This window comes from Allobosea sp. (assembly GCF_017308015.1).
GTDB lineage: Bacteria > Pseudomonadota > Alphaproteobacteria > Rhizobiales > Beijerinckiaceae > Allobosea.
On sequence record NZ_JAFKFW010000008.1, the window covers coordinates 25,386 to 44,842 of the forward strand.

The window sequence follows — 19,457 nt, forward strand, 5'->3', positions numbered from 1 at the left end:
GGCGACATGGAGAGCCGGCATCCTTGCCAGTACCTTGATCGGTCGCGCTTTGATGCGATTTCGAGCAGGATGGCGATGCGCGAAGCGTCCGGAGGCGTCGTTGCACCGCAGCGATAGATCACGGCTATCGTTGTCGCGACTGCCGGGCCAGCCCGGCTTCCGCGACCTGCTGGGTCATCGTCATCAGGTTGCGCGCCAGGGGTGCTACGGGCTGCCGGTCCGCCACGATCAGCCCGATCGTGCGTTGTGTCTCGGGCTCGACGAGCGAGAGCGCCTTCGTTCCGAGGGGCACGCCGAAGAATTCCAGCAATTGCCGCGAGACGATGCTGGCGACGCCCTGAATGCCGGCATGGGAGCAGAGGTTGAAGATCGAGTTGGTCTCGATCACCGGGCGCGGTGCTGTGCCGACCGAACGAAAGATGCCGTCGATGATGCGCCGGTTCTGCATGTCGCCGGTCAGCAGGCAGAGCTTCTGCTTGGCCGCTTCCGCCCAGGAAATGGTGTCCTGCGTCCCGAGCGGCCCGTCCTCGCGGGTCAGCAGCACATAGGCTTCCTGGTAGATCGGCTTCGAGATCACCCGGTCGAGCGGCTCGTTGTCGAGATAGGTCAGGCCGACATCGATTTCGAAATTGTCGATGCCCGCCTGGATCTCCTGCGAGGTCAGCGAGAGAACGGTGAGCGACACCCCCGGATAGCGCGCGGAGAAGGGCGCGGTGATATGGGCGATCATCGGCAGGGCGGTCGGGATCGCGCCGAGCCGGATGCGGCCGGAGACGCCCTCGCGCAATTCGGCGATCGAATCCTTCATCACCTCGGCCTCGGCGAGGATGCGCCTTGCATGGGCGAGCACCACCTCGCCTTCCTTGGTGAAGCCCTGGAAGCGCCGCTCGCGCTCGACGATCCGCACGCCGAGTTCCTCCTCGAGCTGCACGATCGCCGCCGAGAGCGTCGGCTGCGAGACGTTGCAGGCTTCGGCTGCGCGGCGGAAATGCTTCTCGCGGGCGAGCGCGTCGAGATAGACCAGTTGGCGAATGATCATGGCGTCGGTTCGAAAGGCGGCTGATTGTGCCGGACGCGCGAGCATCGGCAGCTTGCGCGGGTGATGCAAGCCAGGCGGTTGCATTCCTGCAAACAGCCTGTTGCTGGCGGGGCAACGCCCGGAGAATTGCGCCGGAGCAATCCCGACCCTAACTCCCGGAAGCCGGGATGGCCGGCAGGCAAAAGGCCGCGGCGCGGCCTCGGGATGATCATGGCACAGGAACTGGAATTCGGGCTCGACACCTTCGGCGACGTCACCAACGGGGCGGACGGCAAGCCGCAGCCGCATGCGCAGGTGATCCGCAATCTCGTCGACGAAGCCGTCCTGGCCGATCAGGTCGGCATCGACTTCATCGGCGTCGGCGAGCACCACCGTGCCGATTTCGCAGTCTCTTCGCCGGAGACGGTGCTCGCCGGCATGGCCACGCGCACCAGCCGGATCAAGCTGGGTTCCGCCGTGACCGTGCTGAGCTCGGACGATCCGATCCGCGTCTTCCAGCGCTTCGCGACGGTCGACGCGCTCTCGAACGGGCGTGCGGAAGTCATCCTCGGCCGGGGCTCCTTCACCGAGTCCTTCCCGCTCTTCGGCCTCGACCTGCGGGATTACGAGAAGCTGTTCGAGGAGAAGCTCGACCTTTTCGCCGGCCTGCTGCCGCAGGAACCCTTGACCTGGCAGGGCTCAATCCGCCCGCCGCTCAAGGACCAGCTCGTCTATCCGCCGGTCGAGCATGGCCCGCTCAAGACCTGGATCGGCGTTGGCGGCAGCCCGGAATCGGTGGTCCGTGCGGTGCGCTACGACCTGCCGATGATGCTCGCCATCATCGGCGGCGACCCGCTGCGCTTCAAGCCGTTCGTCGATCTCTACCACCGCGCCTATGGCCAGGTCGGCAAGTCGGCCAAGCCCGTCGGCGTACATTCGCCGGGCTATGTCGCCGCGACCGACGAGCAGGCGAAGGAGGAGTTCTTCCCGGCCTACAAGCAGATGCGCGATCGCATCGGCGCCGAGCGCGGCTGGCCTCCGATGGGGCGGGACGAGTTCGAGCAGGAGGTCGCGCGCGGCTCGCTCTATCTCGGCTCGCCCGAGACGGTGGCCCGCAAGATCGCCGCGACCGCCAAGGGGCTGGGCATCGCCAGGTTCCAGCTCAAGTACAGCGCCGGCCCGCTGGCGCATGAGAAGGCGATGGCGTGCATCCGGCTCTATGGCGAGAAGGTCGTGCCGCTGGTCCGGGAGATGCTGGCCTGAGGCTCTGACAACGAAGCGCTCCCTCCGTGGTCATCCCGGGCGGAGCGTAGCGAAGACCCGGGATCCATTCCTGAAGCTTCTTCGGAAGCGCTCCGGAATGGATCCCGGATCAGCGCGGCTTTGCCGCTTGTCCGGGATGACCGCGCAAAGGGGCGAGTAGGCGTGCTTATGGCACCTTCAGCGGATCGACCGACAGCGTCCGCTTCAGCGCCCTCAGGCCGAATGTCGTCCGCGTCTGGCGCACGCCGGGAATGCGGTAGATCGTTCCGCGCAGGAAGCGCTCGTAATGGTCGGTGCCGCTGACCACGACCTTGGCGAGATAATCGTACTCGCCGGTGACCAGATGCGCCTCGACCACCTCCGGCGCCCGGTTCAAGGCCTCGCCGCACTGGTCGAGCACCTTGTCGTCATGCTTGTCGAGCGTGATCTCGACGAAGACGATGTTGTTGTAGCCAAGCGCCTTGTGGTCGAGCAGCGCGACATATTTTTCGATCGCGCCGGACTCCTCCAGGCGCTTTACCCGCGTCCAGCAGGGGGAGGGCGAAAGCCCGACCTTTTCCGCCAGTGCCTGGGTTGTCAGGCGCCCGTCCTCCCGCAACGCAGCGAGAATCTTGCGATCGATCAGATCGAGAGCAGGACCGTTCTGGCTCTTTTTGTTCATCGGGAGATCGTTCTGAAAGAGGTGGAAATGGAAGACGTTTCTTCTGTCGGATTTCGCCCTTTCCGGCAAATTCGGAATGAACCTCCGAACCGTCCCCGCTAGCGTTGGTTGCAAGGGGAACGAATGCCGTCCGGCTGTGCGTCCTGCCGCATCTCTGAAGAGCGCCACGGGCGCTTGCGGGATGCGCGCGAAGGCGGAATGCTGGCGGCGTCAGGGATGGAGGCGCTCATGAGCAGCGACAAGACCGGTCACGCGCCGGCAGCAACCCAGCCACTGCAGTTCCATGTCCCCAAGCCGGCGAGCCGTCCCGGCGAGAAGCCCGACTTCTCCCATGTCGTGATCCCGAAGGCCGGCTCCGTCGCGCGCCCGCCGGTCGATGTCGATCCCAAGGACATCCGCGACCTCGCCTATTCGATCATCCGCGTGCTCAATCGCGAGGGCGAGGCGGTCGGTCCCTGGGTACCCGATCTCTCGCATGACGACCTGATCCGCGGTCTGCGCCACATGATGACGCTGCGCACCTTCGACGGGCGCATGCAGATGGCGCAGCGCCAGGGCAAGACCTCGTTCTACATGCAGCACACCGGCGAGGAGGCGGTGAGCTGCGCCTTCCGCATCGCACTCCAGCCCGGCGACATGAACTTCCCGACCTACCGTCAGGCTGGCCTGCTGATCGCGCACGATTATCCGCTCGTCGACATGATGTGCCAGATCTACTCGAACGAGCGCGACCCGATGAAGGGCCGGCAATTGCCGGTGATGTACTCCTCCAAGGAACATGGCTTCTTCTCGATCTCCGGCAACCTCGCGACGCAATATGTCCAGGCCGTCGGCTGGGCGATGGCCTCGGCGATCAAGAACGACACCCGCATCGCTGCCGCCTGGATCGGCGACGGCTCGACGGCGGAATCGGATTTCCACGCCGCGCTCGTCTTCGCCTCGACCTACAAGGCGCCGGTCGTCCTCAACGTCGTCAACAACCAGTGGGCGATCTCGACCTTCCAGGGCATCGCCCGCGGCGGCTCCGGCACCTTTGCGGCGAGGGGCCTCGGCTTCGGCATCCCGGCCTTGCGCGTCGACGGCAACGACTACCTCGCGGTCTATGCGGTCGCGCAATGGGCGGTCGAGCGCGCCCGCCGCAATCTCGGCCCGACGCTGATCGAATACGTCACCTACCGCGCTGGCGCGCATTCGACTTCGGACGACCCCTCCGCCTACCGGCCCAAGCACGAATCCGACGATTGGCCCTTGGGCGATCCGCTGATGCGGCTGAAGCAGCACCTCATCGCGGTCGGCGCCTGGTCGGAGGAACGCCACAAGCAGGCGGAGGCCGAGATCCTCGCCACCGTTATCGCCGCGCAGAAGGAGGCCGAGAGCTTCGGCACGCTGCATTCCGGCGGCAAGCCCTCGGCGCGCGACATCTTCGAGGACGTCTATGCCGAGCTGCCGCCGCATCTGCGCCGCCAGCGCCAGCAGATCGGAGTCTGACGCCATGGCCAAGATGACGATGATCGAGGCGATCCGCTCCGCCATGGATGTTTCCATGGGCCGCGACGACGATGTCGTGGTCTTCGGCGAGGATGTCGGCTTCTTTGGCGGCGTCTTCCGCTGCACCCATGGTTTGCAGCAGAAATATGGGGTCTCCCGCTGCTTCGACGCGCCGATCAGCGAATCCGGCATCGTCGGCACGGCGATCGGCATGGCCTCCTATGGGCTGAAGCCCTGCATCGAGATCCAGTTCGCCGACTACATGTACCCAGCCTATGACCAGATCGTCTCGGAGGCCGCGCGCCTGCGCTACCGCTCGGCCGGTGACTTCACCTGCCCGATGGTGATCCGCATGCCGACCGGCGGCGGCATCTTCGGCGGCCAGACCCATAGCCAGAGTCCGGAGGCGCTCTTCACCCATGTCTCGGGCCTGAAGACGATCGTTCCGTCCAATCCCTATGACGCCAAGGGGCTTCTGATCGCCGCGATCGAGGACCCCGACCCGGTGATCTTCCTGGAGCCGAAGCGGCTTTATAACGGCCCCTTCGACGGCCATCATGAGCGCCCGGTTACGGCCTGGTCGAAGCATGAACTCGCCGAGGTGCCGGAGGGCCATTACACCGTGCCGCTCGGCAAGGCGGCGACGCGGCGCCAGGGCTCGGCCGTCACCACTCTCGCCTATGGTACCATGGTCCATGTCGCGTTGGCGGCGGCGGAGGATACCGGCATCGACGCCGAGGTCATCGACCTGCGCACGCTCGTCCCGCTCGATCTCGATGCGATCCTCGCCTCGGTTCGGAAGACCGGCCGCTGCATCGTCCTGCACGAGGCCACGCTGACGTCAGGCTTCGGCGGTGAGCTCGCGGCGCTGGTGCAGGAACACTGCTTCTATCATCTGGAGGCGCCGGTGATGCGCGTCACCGGCTGGGACACGCCCTATCCGCATGCGCAGGAATGGGACTATTTCCCCGGGCCCGCTCGCCTCGGACAGGCGCTGCGCGACATCGTGGAGGCACGCTGATGGCCGAGCGCATCATCAAGCTGCCGGATGTCGGCGAGGGCATCGCGGAAGCCGAACTCGTCGAGTGGCACGTCAAGGTCGGCGACATTGTCCGCGAGGACGATTTGCTCGCCGCCGTGATGACCGACAAGGCAACCGTGGAAATTCCCTCGCCGGTCGAGGGCGAGGTCACCTGGGTCGGCGCCGAGGTCGGCGACACCGTGCCGATCGGCTCGGCCATCGTGAAGCTGAAGGTCGCCGGCGAAGGTGCCGCGGCCGAGGAGCCCGCCGAGGAGGCGCCTGCTGAGAAGCCGGCGCCGGCTGCTGCCGCAGCTCCGCCCAAGGCCGAAAAGCCTGCCGCACCGGCTGTTCCTACGAAACCGGCAGCTCTGCCTCCGCCGCCGCCGAAAGCCGCGCGCGCCGACGCAGCTCCCGCCCAGCGTCGTGCGCCGGGCGAGAAGCCGCTGGCCTCGCCGGCCGTGCGCCTGAAGGCGCGCGAGGCCGGGGTCGACCTGCGCCAGGTCCAGGGCACCGGCCCTGCCGGCCGCATCACCCATCAGGATATCGACGCCTTCCTGCTGCGTGGCCCGGAGCCGGCGCGTGGCGGAGGGCTCGTCGAGCAGAGCGCCGTCACCGAGGTCAAGATCGTCGGCCTGCGCCGCCGCATTGCCGAGAAGATGGCGCTGTCTAAATCGCGCATCCCGCACATCACCATCGTCGAGGAAATCAACGTCTCGCCGCTGGAAGACCTGCGCGCGACGCTGAACAGGAAGCCGACGCCGGAGCGGCCGAAGCTGACGCTGCTGCCCTTCCTGATGCGGGCCATGGTCAAGGCGCTCGCCGAGCAGCCGGCGCTGAACGCGCTCTATGACGACGAGGCCGGGATCGTGCGCCAGCATGCCGCGATCAATATCGGCATCGCCACGCAGACGCCGACCGGCCTGATCGTGCCGGTGGTGAAGCATGCCGAGGCGCGCGATCTCTGGGGTTGCGGCATCGAGCTCGCCCGCCTCGCCGAGCGCGGCCGCGACGGCACCGCGACCCGCGACGAGCTCACCGGCTCGACCATCACCATCACCTCGCTCGGTGCGCTCGGTGGCATCGCGACCACGCCGGTGATCAACTATCCGGAAGTCGCGATCGTCGGCGTCAACAAGATGGTCGTGCGCCCGGTCTGGGACGGCACCACCTTCGCGCCGCGGAAGATGATGAACCTCTCCTCCAGCTTCGACCACCGCGTCATCGACGGCTGGGACGCCGCCGTCTTCGTGCAGCGGCTTAAGGAGCTGCTGGAGAACCCGGCCACGCTCTTCGTGTACATCTGAGGAGCGCTGCCCATGACCGAGATCGAGCCATGACAGAAATTACTTGCAAGCTCCTTGTCATCGGCGCCGGCCCCGGCGGCTATGTCTGCGCCATCCGCGCCGGCCAGCTCGGCATCGACACCGTCATCGTCGAGAGCACCAAGCTCGGCGGCTCCTGCCTCAATGTCGGCTGCATTCCCTCCAAGGCTATGATCCATGTCGCCGAGGAGTTCGAGAAGGCGGCGGAAGCCGCCGCCGGCAAGACGCCCTTCGGCCTGACCGCGGCCGAGCCGAAGCTCGACCTGAAACAGGCCGTGGCCTGGAAGGACGGCATCGTCCAGCGCCTCAACAACGGCGTCGCCGGCCTGCTGCGCAAGGCCAAGGTCAAGATCGTCCATGGCAAGGCGAAGTTCCGCGACGGCAAGACCGTCGTGGTCGAGACCGAGACCGGCCCGGAGACGATCCAGGCCGAGGCCATCGTCATCGCGACCGGCTCGGCCCCGGTCGAACTGCCCTTCCTGCCCTTCGGCGGCAACGTGATCTCCTCGACCGGCGCGCTGGCGCTGACCGAGGTACCGAAGCGTATCGTCGTGGTCGGCGGCGGCTATATCGGGCTGGAACTGGGCACCGCTTTTGCCAAGCTCGGCGCCAAGGTCACGGTCGTCGAGGCGCAGGACAAGATCCTGCCGCTCTACGATGCGGAATTGACCGGCCCGATCTCGAAGCGCCTGACCGCGCTCGGCGTTGAGGTGCTCACCGGCGCCAAGGCGCTCGGGCCTACGCCCAAAGGCGCCGCGCAGAAGGGTGACGGCCTGCGCATCCAGACGGCGGACGGCAAGGAGCGCAGCCTGCCGGCCGACAAGATCCTGGTCACGGTCGGCCGCAAGCCTGTCACCGATGGTCTCGGGCTCGAAAACCTCGTGCTCGACATGGATGGCCGCTTCATCCGCATCGGCGAGCGCTGCGAGACGGCGATGCGCGGCATCTACGCCATCGGCGACGTCACCGGCGAGCCGATGCTGGCCCATCGCGCCATGGCGCAGGGCGAGATGGTGGCGGAGATCGTCGCCGACCTGCCGCGTGCCTGGGACAAGCGCGGCATCGCGGCGATCTGCTTCACCGATCCCGAGATCGTCTCGGTCGGCCTCTCGCCGGACGAAGCCAGGCGCGCCGGCCACGAGTTCAAGATCGGTCAGTTCCCCTTCGCTGCCAATGGCCGGGCCATGACGCGCCATGGCGAGGCCGGTTTCGTCCGCGTCGTCGCGCAGGCCGGCAGCGAATTGGTGCTGGGCATCCAGGCGGTGGGACAGGGTGTCTCGGAACTGTCGGCTGCCTTCGGGCTCGCCATCGAGATGGGCGCGACGCTGCAGGACATCGCCGGCACGATCCACGCTCATCCGACACTGGGCGAGGCCTTCCCGGAAGCGGCGATGAAGGCGCTGGGCCACGCGTTGCACATCTGAACGGCCCGCGACCGATCCGCGCAGGCGGGTGACTATCATGCATACAATATTGACATTGTCTGCATCGAGGACGATCTGAGGGGCGACGCCGAACGAATGGCGCCGTCCCGAGGAGACATTCCATGTCCGGCGAGCACTGGCCGCCACTCTCTCCGCTCCAGACCGGCCTGCGCGGCCGCTGCCCGCGCTGCGGGCAGGGCAAGATGTTCGAGCGTTTTCTGAAGCTGAAGCCGAAATGCGAGAATTGCGGCCTGGATTACTCCTTCGCCGATCCAGCCGACGGCCCGGCCTTCTTCGTCATGATGTTCGTCTGTATCCCGGCTGCGGCTTTCCCGCTCTGGCTGGAGCTGACCTACAACCCGCCGACCTGGGTGCATCTCGTCACGACGCTTCCGCTGATCCTGTTGACCTGCATTCCACCGCTGCAGCCGCTCAAGGGCTGGCTGGTCGCCTCGCAATATTTCCACAAGGCGGAGGAAGGCCGGCTCGCCCGTCCGACCCCTCGGGAGAAGCCGGTCGCCTCGAACTGAGGCGGCCCGGCGCGCTCAGCATCCTTCGCGGATCAGTCCGGCGAGCAGGCCGAGCGCTTCCGCCAGCCGCGCGCGTTCGGGGATTGCGCCCAGCGCGATCCGGATCGCATCCGGCGCCTTCCCTCCCGTGCTGAATGCATCGGCCGCCATGATGCCGAGCCCGGCCATGCGGGCACGCTCGATCAGCCGGTCGCGTCCCCAATGCGCGGGCAGAGGTTGCCAGACATGCAGCGCATGCGGGTGGCTCTGCATCGTCGCCGGCAGAATCTGTCGCGCCAGAGACTGTCGTTCGGCTGCCTCGCGCTTTACTCCGTCGAGCAGGTCCTTGGCGGCACCGATCCTGACCCAGTGCGCCGCCAGAGCCGTCATAAGGGGAGCGGGCATCAGCGCGATCGCCCGCAATGCCGCGAGGAACGTTGCATTGTCGGCTCCTTCCGGTGTGACGACGAAGGCCGTACGCAGGCCGGGCGTCAGCACTTTCGACAAGGTCGCGACATGCCAGGTCCGCTCCGGGGCCAGTGCTGCCAGCGGTGCGGGCGCATCGCCGGCGAGCAGGCTGTAGGGGTCGTCCTCGATCAGGATGAGGCCGCGCCGGCGGGCAACGGCCACGAGTTCCTGCCGGCGCCGCTGCGGAAGGGTGATGCAGGTCGGGTTCTGCAATGTCGGCGTCAGCGCGAACAGCCGGGCCCCGGAGCGTCCGGCAGCCTCGTCGAGCGCGTCGGGCAACGGGCCATCGGCATCGGCCGTCACGGAAACGATGTGGAGCCCGCGCTGCCGCGCGGCGCCGATCAGGCCAGGATAGGTCAGTGGCTCCATCAGGAGCGTGTCGCCGGGCTGCGCGAGCAGCGAGAGCAGGACGTTGAGCCCCGTCTGGGCACCGGGAACCACGGCCATGCGTTGCGGCGCAACCGTGCCCAACAAGGGTGCGAGCCATGCGGCGCCGGCCGCGCGCTCGGCGATCGAGCCCGCGCCGCCATGATAGTTCATCAACTGATCGGCATCGCAGCGCGCCAGGATCTCGGCGATCCCGCGCTGCATCAGTTCGCCCAGCCGCAGGCCCTTCGGCGCGGGCGGAATCGTCATGCTGAGATCGAGCGGCGGCCCTTCCTGCTCCTGCCGCGCCGAGATGAAGGAGCCGCGCCCCGTCACCGCGTCGATCATCCCGCGCTCGCGGGCCTCGCCGAAGGCGCGCGTCACCGTGGTCAGATCGACCGCGAGATGCTCGGCGAGCCGGCGTTGCGGCGGGAGCCGGTCGCCCGGCCGCAGCAACCCGGTCGCGACGGCCTGTTCGAGCTGCGCGACGATCTGCAGGTAGCGCGGACCCGCCGCCGGGTCGAGCCGGCCGATCCATTGGATCGTGTCGTCGCTTTCGGCCATTGCGCAGTCTAATTCCATACATTCACAGGATTGTAGGTATCGCATAGCCCGGCCAGCCGCTCTGTGCCAGCCCATGTCGTCAATGTCATCCGCTCTCGGGGAGATGCCGGTGGTCGCGGGCAGCCTCTCCTGTCATAGAGCGATTTCAGCCGGGACCGGAGACAGGGTATGGCACGCCTGCGCCTTGATGCGCTCGACCGCAAGATCATCGCGGAACTGCAGATCAATTCGCGCCTTTCTGTGCAGGATCTGGCCGAGCGCGTGGGGCTGTCCGCCTCGCCTTGCGCCCGCCGCATCCGTATTCTGGAAGAGGCGGGCGTCATCACCGGCTATGCCGCGATCATCGACCAGACCAAGGTCGGCCTGCCGATCAGCGTCTTCGTCTCGATCAAGCTGGAGCGCCAGCGCGAGGACGAACTCGACCGCTTCTCGCAGGCCGTGGCGCGCTGGCCCGAGGTCGTCGACTGCTATCTGATGACCGGCCAGCGCGATTACCTGCTGCGCATCGTGGTGCGCGACCTGCCGGCCTATGAGCGCTTCCTCAAGGACAAGCTCACCCGCCTCGACGGCGTCGCCTCGATCGAGTCGAGCTTTGCGCTGGGCCAGGTGAAGCGTTCCAGCGCGCTCCCGATCGCGGCGGTGCCGGAGGAGGACTGACCGCGGCGGAGCGATTTACCGTTCCGCCGAAGCCGCCCAGATATTGATGCCGCCATCGACCGCGTGCTTGTCGATCGCGGCCAGCTCTTCCGCTGAGAACTCCGGGTTCTTCAGCGCCGCGACGCAATCTGTCACCTGCTCCGGCCGGCTCGCGCCGATCAGTGCGGAGGTGACCCGCCCGCCGCGCAGCACCCAGGCGATTGCCATCTGCGCGAGGCTCTGGCCACGCGCCGCCGCAATCTCGTTCAGCGCCGCGATGCTCCTGAGATTGGCTTCGCTGAGGAAGCCATCGCGGAAGGAAGGCGCCTTCTTGTCGGCGCGGCTGCCGGCCGGCACGCCCTTCAGGTACTTGTCGGTCAGCATGCCCTGCGCCAGCGGCGAGAACACGATCGAGCCGATGCCCTCCGCGTCGAGCGTGTCGAGCAGGCCGTCCTGCTCGATCCAGCGGTTCAGCATCGAATAGCTCGGCTGGTGGATCAGGCAGGGCGTGCCGAGCCGGCGCAGGATCGCGACCGCCTCGCGGGTGCGCTTCGCGTTGTAGGAGGAGAGCCCGACATAGAGCGCCTTGCCCTGGCGCACGATGGCGTCGAGCGCGCCCATCGTCTCTTCCAGCGGCGTGTTCGGGTCGAAGCGATGCGAATAGAAGATATCGACATAGTCGAGCTTCATCCGCTTCAGGCTCTGGTCGAGGCTGGAGACCAGGTATTTGCGGCTGCCCCATTCGCCATAGGGACCGGGCCACATCCGGTAGCCAGCCTTGGTCGAGATCACGAGTTCGTCGCGAAGCCCGTCGAAATCCTGCTGGAGGATTTCGCCGAACGCGGTCTCGGCCGAGCCGGGCGGGGGACCATAGTTGTTGGCGAGGTCGAAATGGGTGATCCCGAGATCGAAGGCCGTGCGGCAGATCTCGCGCATGTTAGCGTGTTGGCCGGTCTCGCCGAAATTCTGCCAGAGGCCGAGCGAGAGCGCCGGCAATTGCAGACCGCTGCGACCGCAGCGGTTGTAGCGCATCGCGTCATAGCGGTTCGGATTGACCATGGTTCAGCCTCTCAATCGATTGAAGCGGGTATAAAATGAAGGCCCGGTGGCGCTTGGTCCACCGGGCCTCGTTGTCTTCGGATCGCTATCCGATCAGGCCGCGGCGTAACCGACCGTGCCCTTGATCTCGAGGAACTCCTCGAGGCCGAAATCGGCGTATTCGCGGCCGTTGCCGGACTGCTTGTAGCCGCCGAAGGGCGCGCCGGCGTCCCAGGCCGGATAGTTGATGTAGACATTGCCCGAGCGCATCTGCGCGGCGATGCCGCGAGCACGCTCCTGCGAGCCCGACTGGACATAGGACGCCAAGCCGTAGGGCGTGTCGTTGGCGCGCTCCACCACCTCGTCATCGCTCTTGTAGGGCAGGATCGACAGCACGGGGCCGAAGATCTCCTCGCGAGCGATGGTCATCTCGTCGGTCACGCCGCCGAACACGGTCGGGCGGACATAGTAGCCGCGGTTCAGGCCTTCCGGACGACCCGGGCCGCCGGTGACCAGCGTCGCGCCTTCCTTGATGCCCGCCTCGATCAGGCGCTGGATCTTGTCGTACTGCACCTCGCTGACGACCGGGCCGAGGAAGACGCCATCCGCGGAGGGAGCGCCGACCTTGAGCGGCTCGGCCACCTGCTTGGCGATGGCGAGCGCCTCCTCGTGCAGCTTCTCCGGCACGAACATCCGGGTCGGCGCGTTGCAGGACTGGCCGGAATTGCGCATCACGCTCTCGACGCCGAGCTTGACCGACTTCTTCAGGTCGGCATCGTCGAGGATGATGTTGGCCGACTTGCCGCCGAGCTCCTGATGCACACGCTTGACGGTATCCGCCGCCGCCTTGGCGACGAGGATGCCGGCGCGGGTCGAGCCGGTGAAGGAGACCATGTCGACGCCCGGATGGCGCGAGATGGCTTCGCCGACCGTCGGGCCGTCGCCGTTGACGAGGTTGAACACGCCCTTCGGCACACCGGCCTCATCCATTGCCTCGGCGAAGATCAGCGCGTTGAGCGGGGCGATCTCGGAGGGCTTCAGCACCATCGTGCAGCCGGCGGCGAGCGCGGGCGCGACCTTGCACATGATCTGGTTGAGCGGCCAGTTCCACGGCGTGATCATGCCGACGACGCCGATCGGCTCCTTGGCGATCAGTGTCGTGCCGCGCAGCTCCTCGAACTCGAAGTTCTCGAGCGTCTCGATCATCTTGGCGAGATGGGCGGTGCCCATCGCGGCCTGCGCCCGGTGTGCCAGCTCCTTCGGCGCGCCCATTTCGCGCGACAGGATATCGGCGATGGCGTCGTAGCGCTTCTTGTAGGCCTCGGCGAGGCGACGCATCAGCGCGAGGCGCTCGGCCTTGGAAGTCTTGGCGAAAGCCGGGAAGGCGGCGCGGGCCGCGGCGACGGCCTTGTCGACATCGGCCTGCTCGCCGAGCGCGATCGTGGCGAAGACCTCCTCGTTCGACGGATCGATCACGCCGAGCGTGCGGTTGCCGGACGGCTTCACCCACTGGCCATCGATATAGAATTCGAGCTCATGCGCCATGGTCTTGTCTCCTGCCTGTCTTGTCCCAGGGTAAGAACGACCGGCCGGAAGGCGACCGGTGATCCACGCTCCGGGCGGGAACTGTGGGTGTCCGACGCGAACGGGCGGCCTTGCGCGATCATGCATCGCCGGCCGCCACCGACGCTGTATCTGACGAGGCATGACGTTAGGGGGCGAAGGCGCGCCTGTCACCGGGCGCTGCGCCGCGTTTGCGGATGGCGGCCATGCAGCGGCGCTTCTTGTAGCGATCAGAGCCGCGCCTTGACGCTGCGGGGCGTCGCCAGCAGCAGGCTGGTGTCGCTGTTGGTGACACCGGGGATCATCCGGATACGCCGGAGCACCTGGTCGAAGGCGATCAGGTCGGAGGTGCCGAGCTCGACGACGAGATCCCAGTTACCGTTGGTGGTGTGGATGCTGGAGACCTCGGTGAAGCCCGACAGCGCATCGATCACCGAATCCGCCGCCTGGCCGGCAATCTCGATCATGGTGATGCCGCGCACCGGCAGGTCGATCGCGTCCGAGCGCAGGATCACGGTGAAGCCGATGATCTCGCCGGAATGCTCAAGCTTCTCCAGCCGGGCGCGCACGGTCGCCCGCGTCAGGCCGAGATCGGCGGCGAGGTCCGAGATGCTGCGACGCCCGTCATGGCGCAGCAGGGTGATGAGCTTGCGGTCGAGATCGTCCATTATCCGAAATGGATAGATGACTCTGCCAGATCGATCAATCCAAGCGCCGATCTGGTCGTTTTGGCTTCTTCCGCCTGCCGCCGAAAACGAGGACAATGGCTTCTTCAACGAGAACAGCGCGGGGACCCATGATTCAGCAGCTCAACGTCGTGCCTTTCGTCAGCGTCGACCACATGATGAAGCTGGTCCATGCGATCGGTATCGAGCGGATGCTGTCCGAGATCGCGGATTACATCGAGGACGATTTCCGGCGCTGGGAGATCTTCGACAAGACGCCGCGCATCGCCTCGCACAGCCTCGAAGGCGTGATCGAGCTGATGCCGACCAGCGACGGCAAGCTCTACGGCTTCAAATACGTCAACGGCCATCCGAAGAACATGAAGGCCGGCCTCCAGACGGTCACGGCCTTCGGCCTGCTCTCGGACGTCGCGACCGGCTATCCCGTGCTGCTCTCCGAGATGACCATCCTGACCGCCTTGCGCACGGCGGCGATGTCGGCGGTGGCCGCGAAGCATCTCGCGCCGAAGAACGCTGCGACCATGGCGATCATCGGCAATGGCGCGCAGTCCGAATTCCAGGCCTTCGCCTTCCGCGCGATCCTCGGCATCGATAACCTGCGGCTCTATGACGTCGATCCGGTCGCGACCGAGAAATGCGCCCGCAATCTCGCGCGTCATGGCTTCAGGATCACGCGCTGCGCGACCGCGATGGAGGCGGTCGAGGGCGCCGAGATCGTCACCACCGTCACGGCCGACAAGCAATATGCGACGATCCTGACCGACAACATGGTCGGCGCCGGCATTCACATCAACGCGGTCGGCGGCGACTGCCCCGGCAAGACCGAGATCCACCGCGACGTGTTGCTGCGCTCCTCGATCTTCGTCGAATACCCGCCGCAGACCCGTATCGAGGGCGACATCCAGCAGCTCGACGCCGATCATCCGGTCGAGGAACTCTGGAAGGTCATCGCCGGGGCGGCGCAGGGCCGTACCGATTTCAGCCAGATCACCCTGTTCGACTCGGTCGGCTTCGCGATCGAGGACTTTTCGGCGCTGCGCTATGTCTATGAGCGCATCCGGGAGGCCGGCACCTATGTCGATCTCGACCTGATCGCCGACCCCGACGATTCCCGCGATCTCTTCGGCATGCTGATGCGTGCCGCGCCGGGCTCGGCCGCCGCGGCCTGAACGTCAACCGACCTGACTGAGCGCGAGGAACGCTGCCGCCGCCTTGGCGAGGTACCGTTCCTTGTGGCGCAGGGCGAGGAAACGGCGCTTCGGCAGCGGCAGCGCCACTGTGGCGAGCCGCCCGGCTGCGATGGCATTGGCGGCGACGAGCCGCGAGATCGCGGTCGCCCCGGCGCCGGACGCGACGGCTGCACAGATCGCCTCGTTGGACGGCAGTTCCAGCGCCACCGTAAGATCGTTCGCGGCGAGACCAAGTCCCGGCAGTGCCGCCTCGAACATCGCTCGCGTCCCAGAGCCGGCCTCTCGCAGGACCCAGGTGCCTTGCGAAAGCTCCTCCGCGGAGGGAACGACCCGCGCCCAGGGATGGCCGGTGGGCACGATGATGACGAGTTCGTCCTCGTCGACCGCGGTCATGGCCAGAGCCGGGTCTTCGATCTCGCCTTCTATGAAGCCGAGATCGGCCACGCCGTCGCGGATGGCGGCGCTCACCGTCTCCGTGTTGCCGATCGCGAGCTTGACGGCGATGCCGGGATGCTCCCGGCGAAAGCGCTGGATCAGCGGAGGCAGCCAGTAGTTTGCGACGGTCTGGCTGGCCATCAGCGCCAGAGAGCCCCGTGCCAGCCCGGACAGATCGGACAGTACGGCTTCCGCCGCCGCGGCGCGGGCCAGCACGGCGCGCGCCTCGATCAGGAAGAGCTTGCCGGCCTCGGTCAGGGCGATCCGCCGGCCGATCCGGTCGAACAGCTTCGTCGCATGGCGCGCTTCGAGCGTCGTGATGGCGGAACTCACCGCCGATTGCGTGAGGTTGAGGACACGCGCGCCTTGCGTCAGGTGCTCGCGTTCGGCGACGGCGACGAAGATGCGAAGCTGTTCGAGCGTCATGCTTCCACCTTAAGCCGATTCACGGCGCCGGCATCTCCGCCAGGAACGAGAGATAGGCCGGGTTGTCGGCCTCGCTCCAGTAGGGATAGCCGAGCGCATCGAGCCGCTTGGCGAGTTGCCCGCGCTGGGCCGGCGGAATCTGGATGCCGGCGAGGATGCGGCCGTAATCGGCGCCGTGATTGCGGTAGTGGAACAGCGAGATATTCCAGTCGGCCGAAAGGCTGTTGAGGAATTTCAGCAGCGCGCCCGGCCGCTCCGGGAACTGGAAGCGGAAGATCAGCTCGTCGCCGAGCCCCGGCGCCTTGCCGCCGACCATGTAGCGGATATGCAGCTTGGCGAGCTCGTTGTCGCTCATGTCGAGCACGGGATAGCCGTGCTCGGATAGCATCGCGATGACCTGGCGCTTCTCGGCATCGCCCTCCGAAAGCTGGACACCGACGAAGATGCGGGCGGCCTTGGGGTCGGAATAGCGGTAGTTGAACTCGGTGATCGCGCGCCGGCCGAGCAGTTCGATGAAGGCGCGGTAGGCGCCGGGCTTTTCGGGGATGGTGACCGCCAGCAGGGCCTCGCGATGCTCGCCGATTTCGGCCCGCTCGGCGATATGGCGCAGGCGGTCGAAATTCATGTTGGCGCCGCTGTTGATCGCGATCAGCGCGCCGGTGCGCTTGGGCTCTCGTGCCGCATAGGCCTTGAGCCCCGCGAGGCTGACGGCGCCGGAGGGCTCGGCGATGGCGCGGGTATCCTCGAAGATGTCCTTCACGGCCGCGCAGATCTCGTCGGTCGAGACGGTGATGACCTCGTCGAGCAGCTCGCGGCAGAGCCGGAACGTTTCCTCGCCCGCCTGCCGCACTGCGACCCCGTCGGCGAAGAGCCCGACCTGATCGAGCACAATCCGCTCGCCCGCCGCGATGGCGCCGGCCATCGAGGCGGCGTCTTCCGGCTCGACGCCGATCACCTTGATCTCCGGCCGCAGGAACTTGGCATAGACCGCGACGCCGGCCGCGAGCCCGCCGCCGCCGATCGGCACGAAGATCGCCTCGATCGGCTCGGAGTGCTGGCGCAGGATTTCCATGCCGACCGTGCCCTGACCGGCGATGACGTCCGGATCGTCATAAGGGTGGACGAAGGTCAGCCCCTTCTCGGCCTCCAGCTTGCGGGCATGGCCATAGGCTTCGTCGAAATTCTCGCCATGGAGCACGACGCGCCCGCCGAGGCTGCGCACCGCCTGCACCTTGATGTCCGGCGTGGTGCGCGGCATCACGATGGTCGCCTTGATGCCGAGCTTCTTTGCTGCCAGCGCCACGCCCTGCGCATGATTGCCGGCGGAGGCGCAGATCACGCCGCGCTCGGCCTCGACTGTGGTTAGCCCGGCAATCTTGTTGTAGGCGCCGCGCAGCTTGAACGAGAAGACGGGCTGCAGGTCCTCGCGCTTGAGGAGCGCGCTGCCGCCGAGCCGTGCGGACAATCGCGGCAGCGGGTCGAGCGGGCTTTCGATCGCGACGTCGTAGACGCGCGCCCCGATGATCTTGCGGATGTAGTCTTGCATGGCCGGCCCGTCCTTCGAGGCGGCGATAGTCTCATGCGCTGTGATGTCAACCGCGACAGTTGCGTGCGGCGAGGGGCGGATCGCGTCGGCTATGCGCGAGGCGGGATTGCCAAGGCCCCGGCCGGCGCGCCAAAGCGTTGGGAGAAACAAGGTGCCGCGAGCGATGGCGCCGCAGAGGTGGAGACGACGCATGAGCTGGGGCAATCGCGATTTCATGGTGCCGGGCCGCCCGGTTGCGGTCGGCGATCGCGGCATGGCGGCGACCTCGCATCCGGCCTCGACGCTGGCTGCGGTCGATATCCTTCGCAATGGCGGCAACGCCATCGACGCCGCCATCGCGGCTGTGGCGGTCCAGGCCGTGGTCGATCCGCACATGACCGGCATCGGCGGCGACTGTTTTGCGATCTATGCTCCCGCCAATGGCAAGATGGTCGCGATCAACGGCTCGGGCCGTTCGGCCGCCAAGGCTGAGCTCGGCTGGTTCCTCGGCCAGGGCATGACCTCGATCGCGGCGGATTCGCCCCACGCCGTCACTGTGCCCGGCGCCATCGACGCCTGGTGCCGCCTCGTTGCCGACCATGGCAGCAAGAGCCTCGACGAGATCTTCTCGGCCGCGATCCGCGCCGCCGAGGAGGGCTTCGTGGTGACGCCGCGCGTCGCGCTCGACTGGGCCAAGGCGCGGGGTCGTATCGAGAAGCACGGTCTCGGCAATGCCGTCTATCTGCCGGGTGGGAATCCTCCGGCGGTCGGCGACAGGATGGTCCACCCCGCGCTCGGCAACATGCTGCGCCGCATCGCCCGCGAGGGCCGCTCGGCCTTCTACGAGGGCGAATTGGCGCAGGACATGGTCTCCGTGCTCAACGCGGCCGGCAGCCTGATCAGCCTCGAGGACTTCGCTGCCTCGAAGCCGGATTATGTCGATCCGATCGGTGCCGATTATCGCGGCCACCGCCTCTGGGAATGCCCGCCGAACGGCCAGGGCATCGCCGCGCTGCTGATCGCGCGCATCCTCGAAGGCTTCGACATGAAGGACGCGAAGCTCAGCGAGGCCGACCGTATCCATCTCCTCGCCGAAGCCAGCAAGGCCGCCTATCGCCAGCGCGACGCGCTGGTCGCCGACCCCGCTGTGAGCCCCTTCGACACGGATGCCTTCCTGTCGGACCAGTTCGTCGGCCGCATCCGCAAGGAAATCAGCCTGGAAAAGGCGGCGGCGCCCGAAGTCTTCGACATGCCCCTGCACAAGGACACGATCTATCTCTGCGTCGTCGATGGCCAGGGCAACATGGTCTCCTTCATCAACTCGCTGTTCTCCGCTTTCGGCAGTGGCATCTATGCGGCCAAGGCCGGCGTCATGCTGCAGAACCGCGGCTCCGGCTTCCGCCTGGTCGAGGGCCATCCCAACGCCATCGCGCCGCGCAAGCGCCCGTTCCACACGATCATTCCGGGCATGCTCACCAAGGACGGCAAGCCGATCATGCCGTTCGGCGTGATGGGCGGCCAGTACCAGTCGACCGGCCATGTCCATTTCCTCTCCGGCATCCTCGACCGCGGCCTCGATCCGCAGCAGGCCTCGGACGCAGCCCGCAGCTTCGCCTATGACGGCAAGCTCTCGCTGGAGACGACGATCCCCGCCAGTATCGCCGCCGACCTGAAGGCGCGGGGCCATGACGTGGTCTGGGCCGAGGATCCTCTCGGGGGCTGCCAGGCGATCTGGGTCGATCACAAGCGCGGCGTGATGTTCGGCGCTTCCGACCATCGCAAGGACGGCTTCGCGCTGGCCGTCTGAGGAACGCGCCCTTAACGCCCCTCCGCTATCGCTCGTCGCCAGCGAGG

Annotated in this window: 17 protein-coding genes; 9 read left to right on the plus strand and 8 right to left on the minus strand. The window is 66.8% G+C overall.

The window, feature by feature from the left end; translation table 11 throughout:
• Positions 1-124: 124 nt before the first annotated feature.
• On the minus strand, positions 125-1,039 hold the full coding sequence (locus J0I42_RS08820) for a LysR family transcriptional regulator (RefSeq protein ID WP_291654457.1): 915 nt from the start codon (positions 1,037-1,039) through the stop codon (positions 125-127).
• Positions 1,040-1,249: 210 nt separating this feature from the next.
• On the opposite strand from J0I42_RS08820, the gene J0I42_RS08825 reads away from it, so the two are divergent.
• Entirely contained in the window at positions 1,250-2,281 is a 1,032-nt protein-coding gene (locus J0I42_RS08825; RefSeq protein ID WP_291654458.1) for an LLM class flavin-dependent oxidoreductase, read from the plus strand.
• A 166-nt stretch (positions 2,282-2,447) separates the two neighbouring features.
• On the opposite strand, the gene J0I42_RS08830 is transcribed toward J0I42_RS08825, so the two are convergent.
• Entirely contained in the window at positions 2,448-2,942 is a 495-nt protein-coding gene (locus tag J0I42_RS08830; RefSeq protein ID WP_291654459.1) for an Lrp/AsnC family transcriptional regulator, read from the minus strand.
• A 228-nt stretch (positions 2,943-3,170) separates the two neighbouring features.
• Here J0I42_RS08830 and J0I42_RS08835 point away from each other — a divergent pair, with 228 nt between their 5' ends.
• The 5 genes from J0I42_RS08835 (at position 3,171) to J0I42_RS08855 (ending at position 8,727) form a co-directional block, all read left to right on the plus strand.
• Positions 3,171-4,430, plus strand: a complete 1,260-nt coding sequence (locus J0I42_RS08835) for a 3-methyl-2-oxobutanoate dehydrogenase (2-methylpropanoyl-transferring) subunit alpha (protein WP_291654460.1) — start codon at positions 3,171-3,173, stop codon at positions 4,428-4,430.
• Positions 4,431-4,434: 4 nt separating this feature from the next.
• Entirely contained in the window at positions 4,435-5,451 is a 1,017-nt protein-coding gene (locus J0I42_RS08840; protein ID WP_291654461.1) for an alpha-ketoacid dehydrogenase subunit beta, read from the plus strand.
• Entirely contained in the window at positions 5,451-6,755 is a 1,305-nt protein-coding gene (locus J0I42_RS08845) for a dihydrolipoamide acetyltransferase family protein (RefSeq protein WP_291654462.1), read from the plus strand. The genes J0I42_RS08840 and J0I42_RS08845 overlap by 1 nt, the downstream gene beginning before the upstream one ends.
• A gap of 29 nt (positions 6,756-6,784) precedes the next feature.
• Positions 6,785-8,197 (plus strand): dihydrolipoyl dehydrogenase, encoded by a 1,413-nt coding sequence (gene lpdA, locus J0I42_RS08850; protein WP_291654463.1) that lies wholly within the window; start codon positions 6,785-6,787, stop codon positions 8,195-8,197.
• A gap of 122 nt (positions 8,198-8,319) precedes the next feature.
• Positions 8,320-8,727 carry a DUF983 domain-containing protein gene (locus tag J0I42_RS08855; protein ID WP_291654464.1) on the plus strand — a complete coding sequence of 136 codons (408 nt, stop codon included), beginning with the start codon at positions 8,320-8,322 and terminating at the stop codon, positions 8,725-8,727.
• Between the two features lie 15 nt (positions 8,728-8,742).
• Here J0I42_RS08855 and J0I42_RS08860 read toward each other — a convergent pair whose 3' ends face one another.
• Positions 8,743-10,104 (minus strand): aminotransferase-like domain-containing protein, encoded by a 1,362-nt coding sequence (locus J0I42_RS08860; RefSeq protein ID WP_291654465.1) that lies wholly within the window; start codon positions 10,102-10,104, stop codon positions 8,743-8,745.
• 168 nt (positions 10,105-10,272) lie between these two features.
• On the opposite strand from J0I42_RS08860, the gene J0I42_RS08865 reads away from it, so the two are divergent.
• On the plus strand, positions 10,273-10,761 hold the full coding sequence (locus tag J0I42_RS08865) for an Lrp/AsnC family transcriptional regulator (RefSeq protein WP_113587173.1): 489 nt from the start codon (positions 10,273-10,275) through the stop codon (positions 10,759-10,761).
• A 15-nt stretch (positions 10,762-10,776) separates the two neighbouring features.
• Here the strand turns inward: J0I42_RS08865 and mgrA are convergent, their stop codons facing one another.
• The 3 genes from mgrA to J0I42_RS08880 form a co-directional block, all read right to left on the minus strand.
• Positions 10,777-11,799, minus strand: coding sequence for an L-glyceraldehyde 3-phosphate reductase (gene mgrA / locus J0I42_RS08870; protein WP_291654466.1), 1,023 nt, complete (start codon positions 11,797-11,799; stop codon positions 10,777-10,779).
• A 93-nt stretch (positions 11,800-11,892) separates the two neighbouring features.
• Entirely contained in the window at positions 11,893-13,323 is a 1,431-nt protein-coding gene (locus tag J0I42_RS08875) for an aldehyde dehydrogenase family protein (protein ID WP_291654467.1), read from the minus strand.
• Positions 13,324-13,571: 248 nt separating this feature from the next.
• Positions 13,572-14,009, minus strand: a complete 438-nt coding sequence (locus J0I42_RS08880; RefSeq protein ID WP_291654468.1) for an Lrp/AsnC family transcriptional regulator — start codon at positions 14,007-14,009, stop codon at positions 13,572-13,574.
• A 128-nt stretch (positions 14,010-14,137) separates the two neighbouring features.
• Here J0I42_RS08880 and J0I42_RS08885 point away from each other — a divergent pair, with 128 nt between their 5' ends.
• Positions 14,138-15,196 (plus strand): ornithine cyclodeaminase, encoded by a 1,059-nt coding sequence (locus J0I42_RS08885; RefSeq protein ID WP_291654469.1) that lies wholly within the window; start codon positions 14,138-14,140, stop codon positions 15,194-15,196.
• Between the two features lie 3 nt (positions 15,197-15,199).
• Here J0I42_RS08885 and J0I42_RS08890 read toward each other — a convergent pair whose 3' ends face one another.
• A complete protein-coding gene (locus J0I42_RS08890) occupies positions 15,200-16,078 on the minus strand; it encodes a LysR family transcriptional regulator (RefSeq protein ID WP_291654470.1) in 879 nt (292 codons plus the stop codon).
• Positions 16,079-16,097: 19 nt separating this feature from the next.
• A complete protein-coding gene (gene ilvA / locus J0I42_RS08895; RefSeq protein ID WP_366509812.1) occupies positions 16,098-17,879 on the minus strand; it encodes a threonine ammonia-lyase, biosynthetic in 1,782 nt (593 codons plus the stop codon).
• On the opposite strand from ilvA, the gene ggt reads away from it, so the two are divergent.
• Complete coding sequence (gene ggt / locus J0I42_RS08900) at positions 17,815-19,410, plus strand: gamma-glutamyltransferase (protein ID WP_291654472.1); 1,596 nt, start codon at positions 17,815-17,817, stop codon at positions 19,408-19,410. The two genes, ilvA and ggt, sit on opposite strands and share 65 nt — an antisense overlap.
• Positions 19,411-19,457 lie beyond the last annotated feature (47 nt).

Coding starts and splice junctions, on each gene's coding strand:
- J0I42_RS08875 (WP_291654467.1), bottom strand. CDS start 13,323: ATGGCGCATGAGCTCGAATTCTATATCGATGGCCAGTGGGTGAAGCCG.
- J0I42_RS08880 (WP_291654468.1), bottom strand. CDS start 14,009: ATGGACGATCTCGACCGCAAGCTCATCACCCTGCTGCGCCATGACGGG.
- ggt (WP_291654472.1), top strand. CDS start 17,815: ATGAGCTGGGGCAATCGCGATTTCATGGTGCCGGGCCGCCCGGTTGCG.
- J0I42_RS08865 (WP_113587173.1), top strand. CDS start 10,273: ATGGCACGCCTGCGCCTTGATGCGCTCGACCGCAAGATCATCGCGGAA.
- J0I42_RS08820 (WP_291654457.1), bottom strand. CDS start 1,039: ATGATCATTCGCCAACTGGTCTATCTCGACGCGCTCGCCCGCGAGAAG.
- J0I42_RS08840 (WP_291654461.1), top strand. CDS start 4,435: ATGGCCAAGATGACGATGATCGAGGCGATCCGCTCCGCCATGGATGTT.
- J0I42_RS08860 (WP_291654465.1), bottom strand. CDS start 10,104: ATGGCCGAAAGCGACGACACGATCCAATGGATCGGCCGGCTCGACCCG.
- J0I42_RS08845 (WP_291654462.1), top strand. CDS start 5,451: ATGGCCGAGCGCATCATCAAGCTGCCGGATGTCGGCGAGGGCATCGCG.
- J0I42_RS08830 (WP_291654459.1), bottom strand. CDS start 2,942: ATGAACAAAAAGAGCCAGAACGGTCCTGCTCTCGATCTGATCGATCGC.
- J0I42_RS08885 (WP_291654469.1), top strand. CDS start 14,138: ATGATTCAGCAGCTCAACGTCGTGCCTTTCGTCAGCGTCGACCACATG.
- J0I42_RS08825 (WP_291654458.1), top strand. CDS start 1,250: ATGGCACAGGAACTGGAATTCGGGCTCGACACCTTCGGCGACGTCACC.
- J0I42_RS08855 (WP_291654464.1), top strand. CDS start 8,320: ATGTCCGGCGAGCACTGGCCGCCACTCTCTCCGCTCCAGACCGGCCTG.
- J0I42_RS08890 (WP_291654470.1), bottom strand. CDS start 16,078: ATGACGCTCGAACAGCTTCGCATCTTCGTCGCCGTCGCCGAACGCGAG.
- J0I42_RS08835 (WP_291654460.1), top strand. CDS start 3,171: ATGAGCAGCGACAAGACCGGTCACGCGCCGGCAGCAACCCAGCCACTG.
- mgrA (WP_291654466.1), bottom strand. CDS start 11,799: ATGGTCAATCCGAACCGCTATGACGCGATGCGCTACAACCGCTGCGGT.
- lpdA (WP_291654463.1), top strand. CDS start 6,785: ATGACAGAAATTACTTGCAAGCTCCTTGTCATCGGCGCCGGCCCCGGC.
- ilvA (WP_366509812.1), bottom strand. CDS start 17,879: ATGCCGCGATCGCCGACCGCAACCGGGCGGCCCGGCACCATGAAATCG.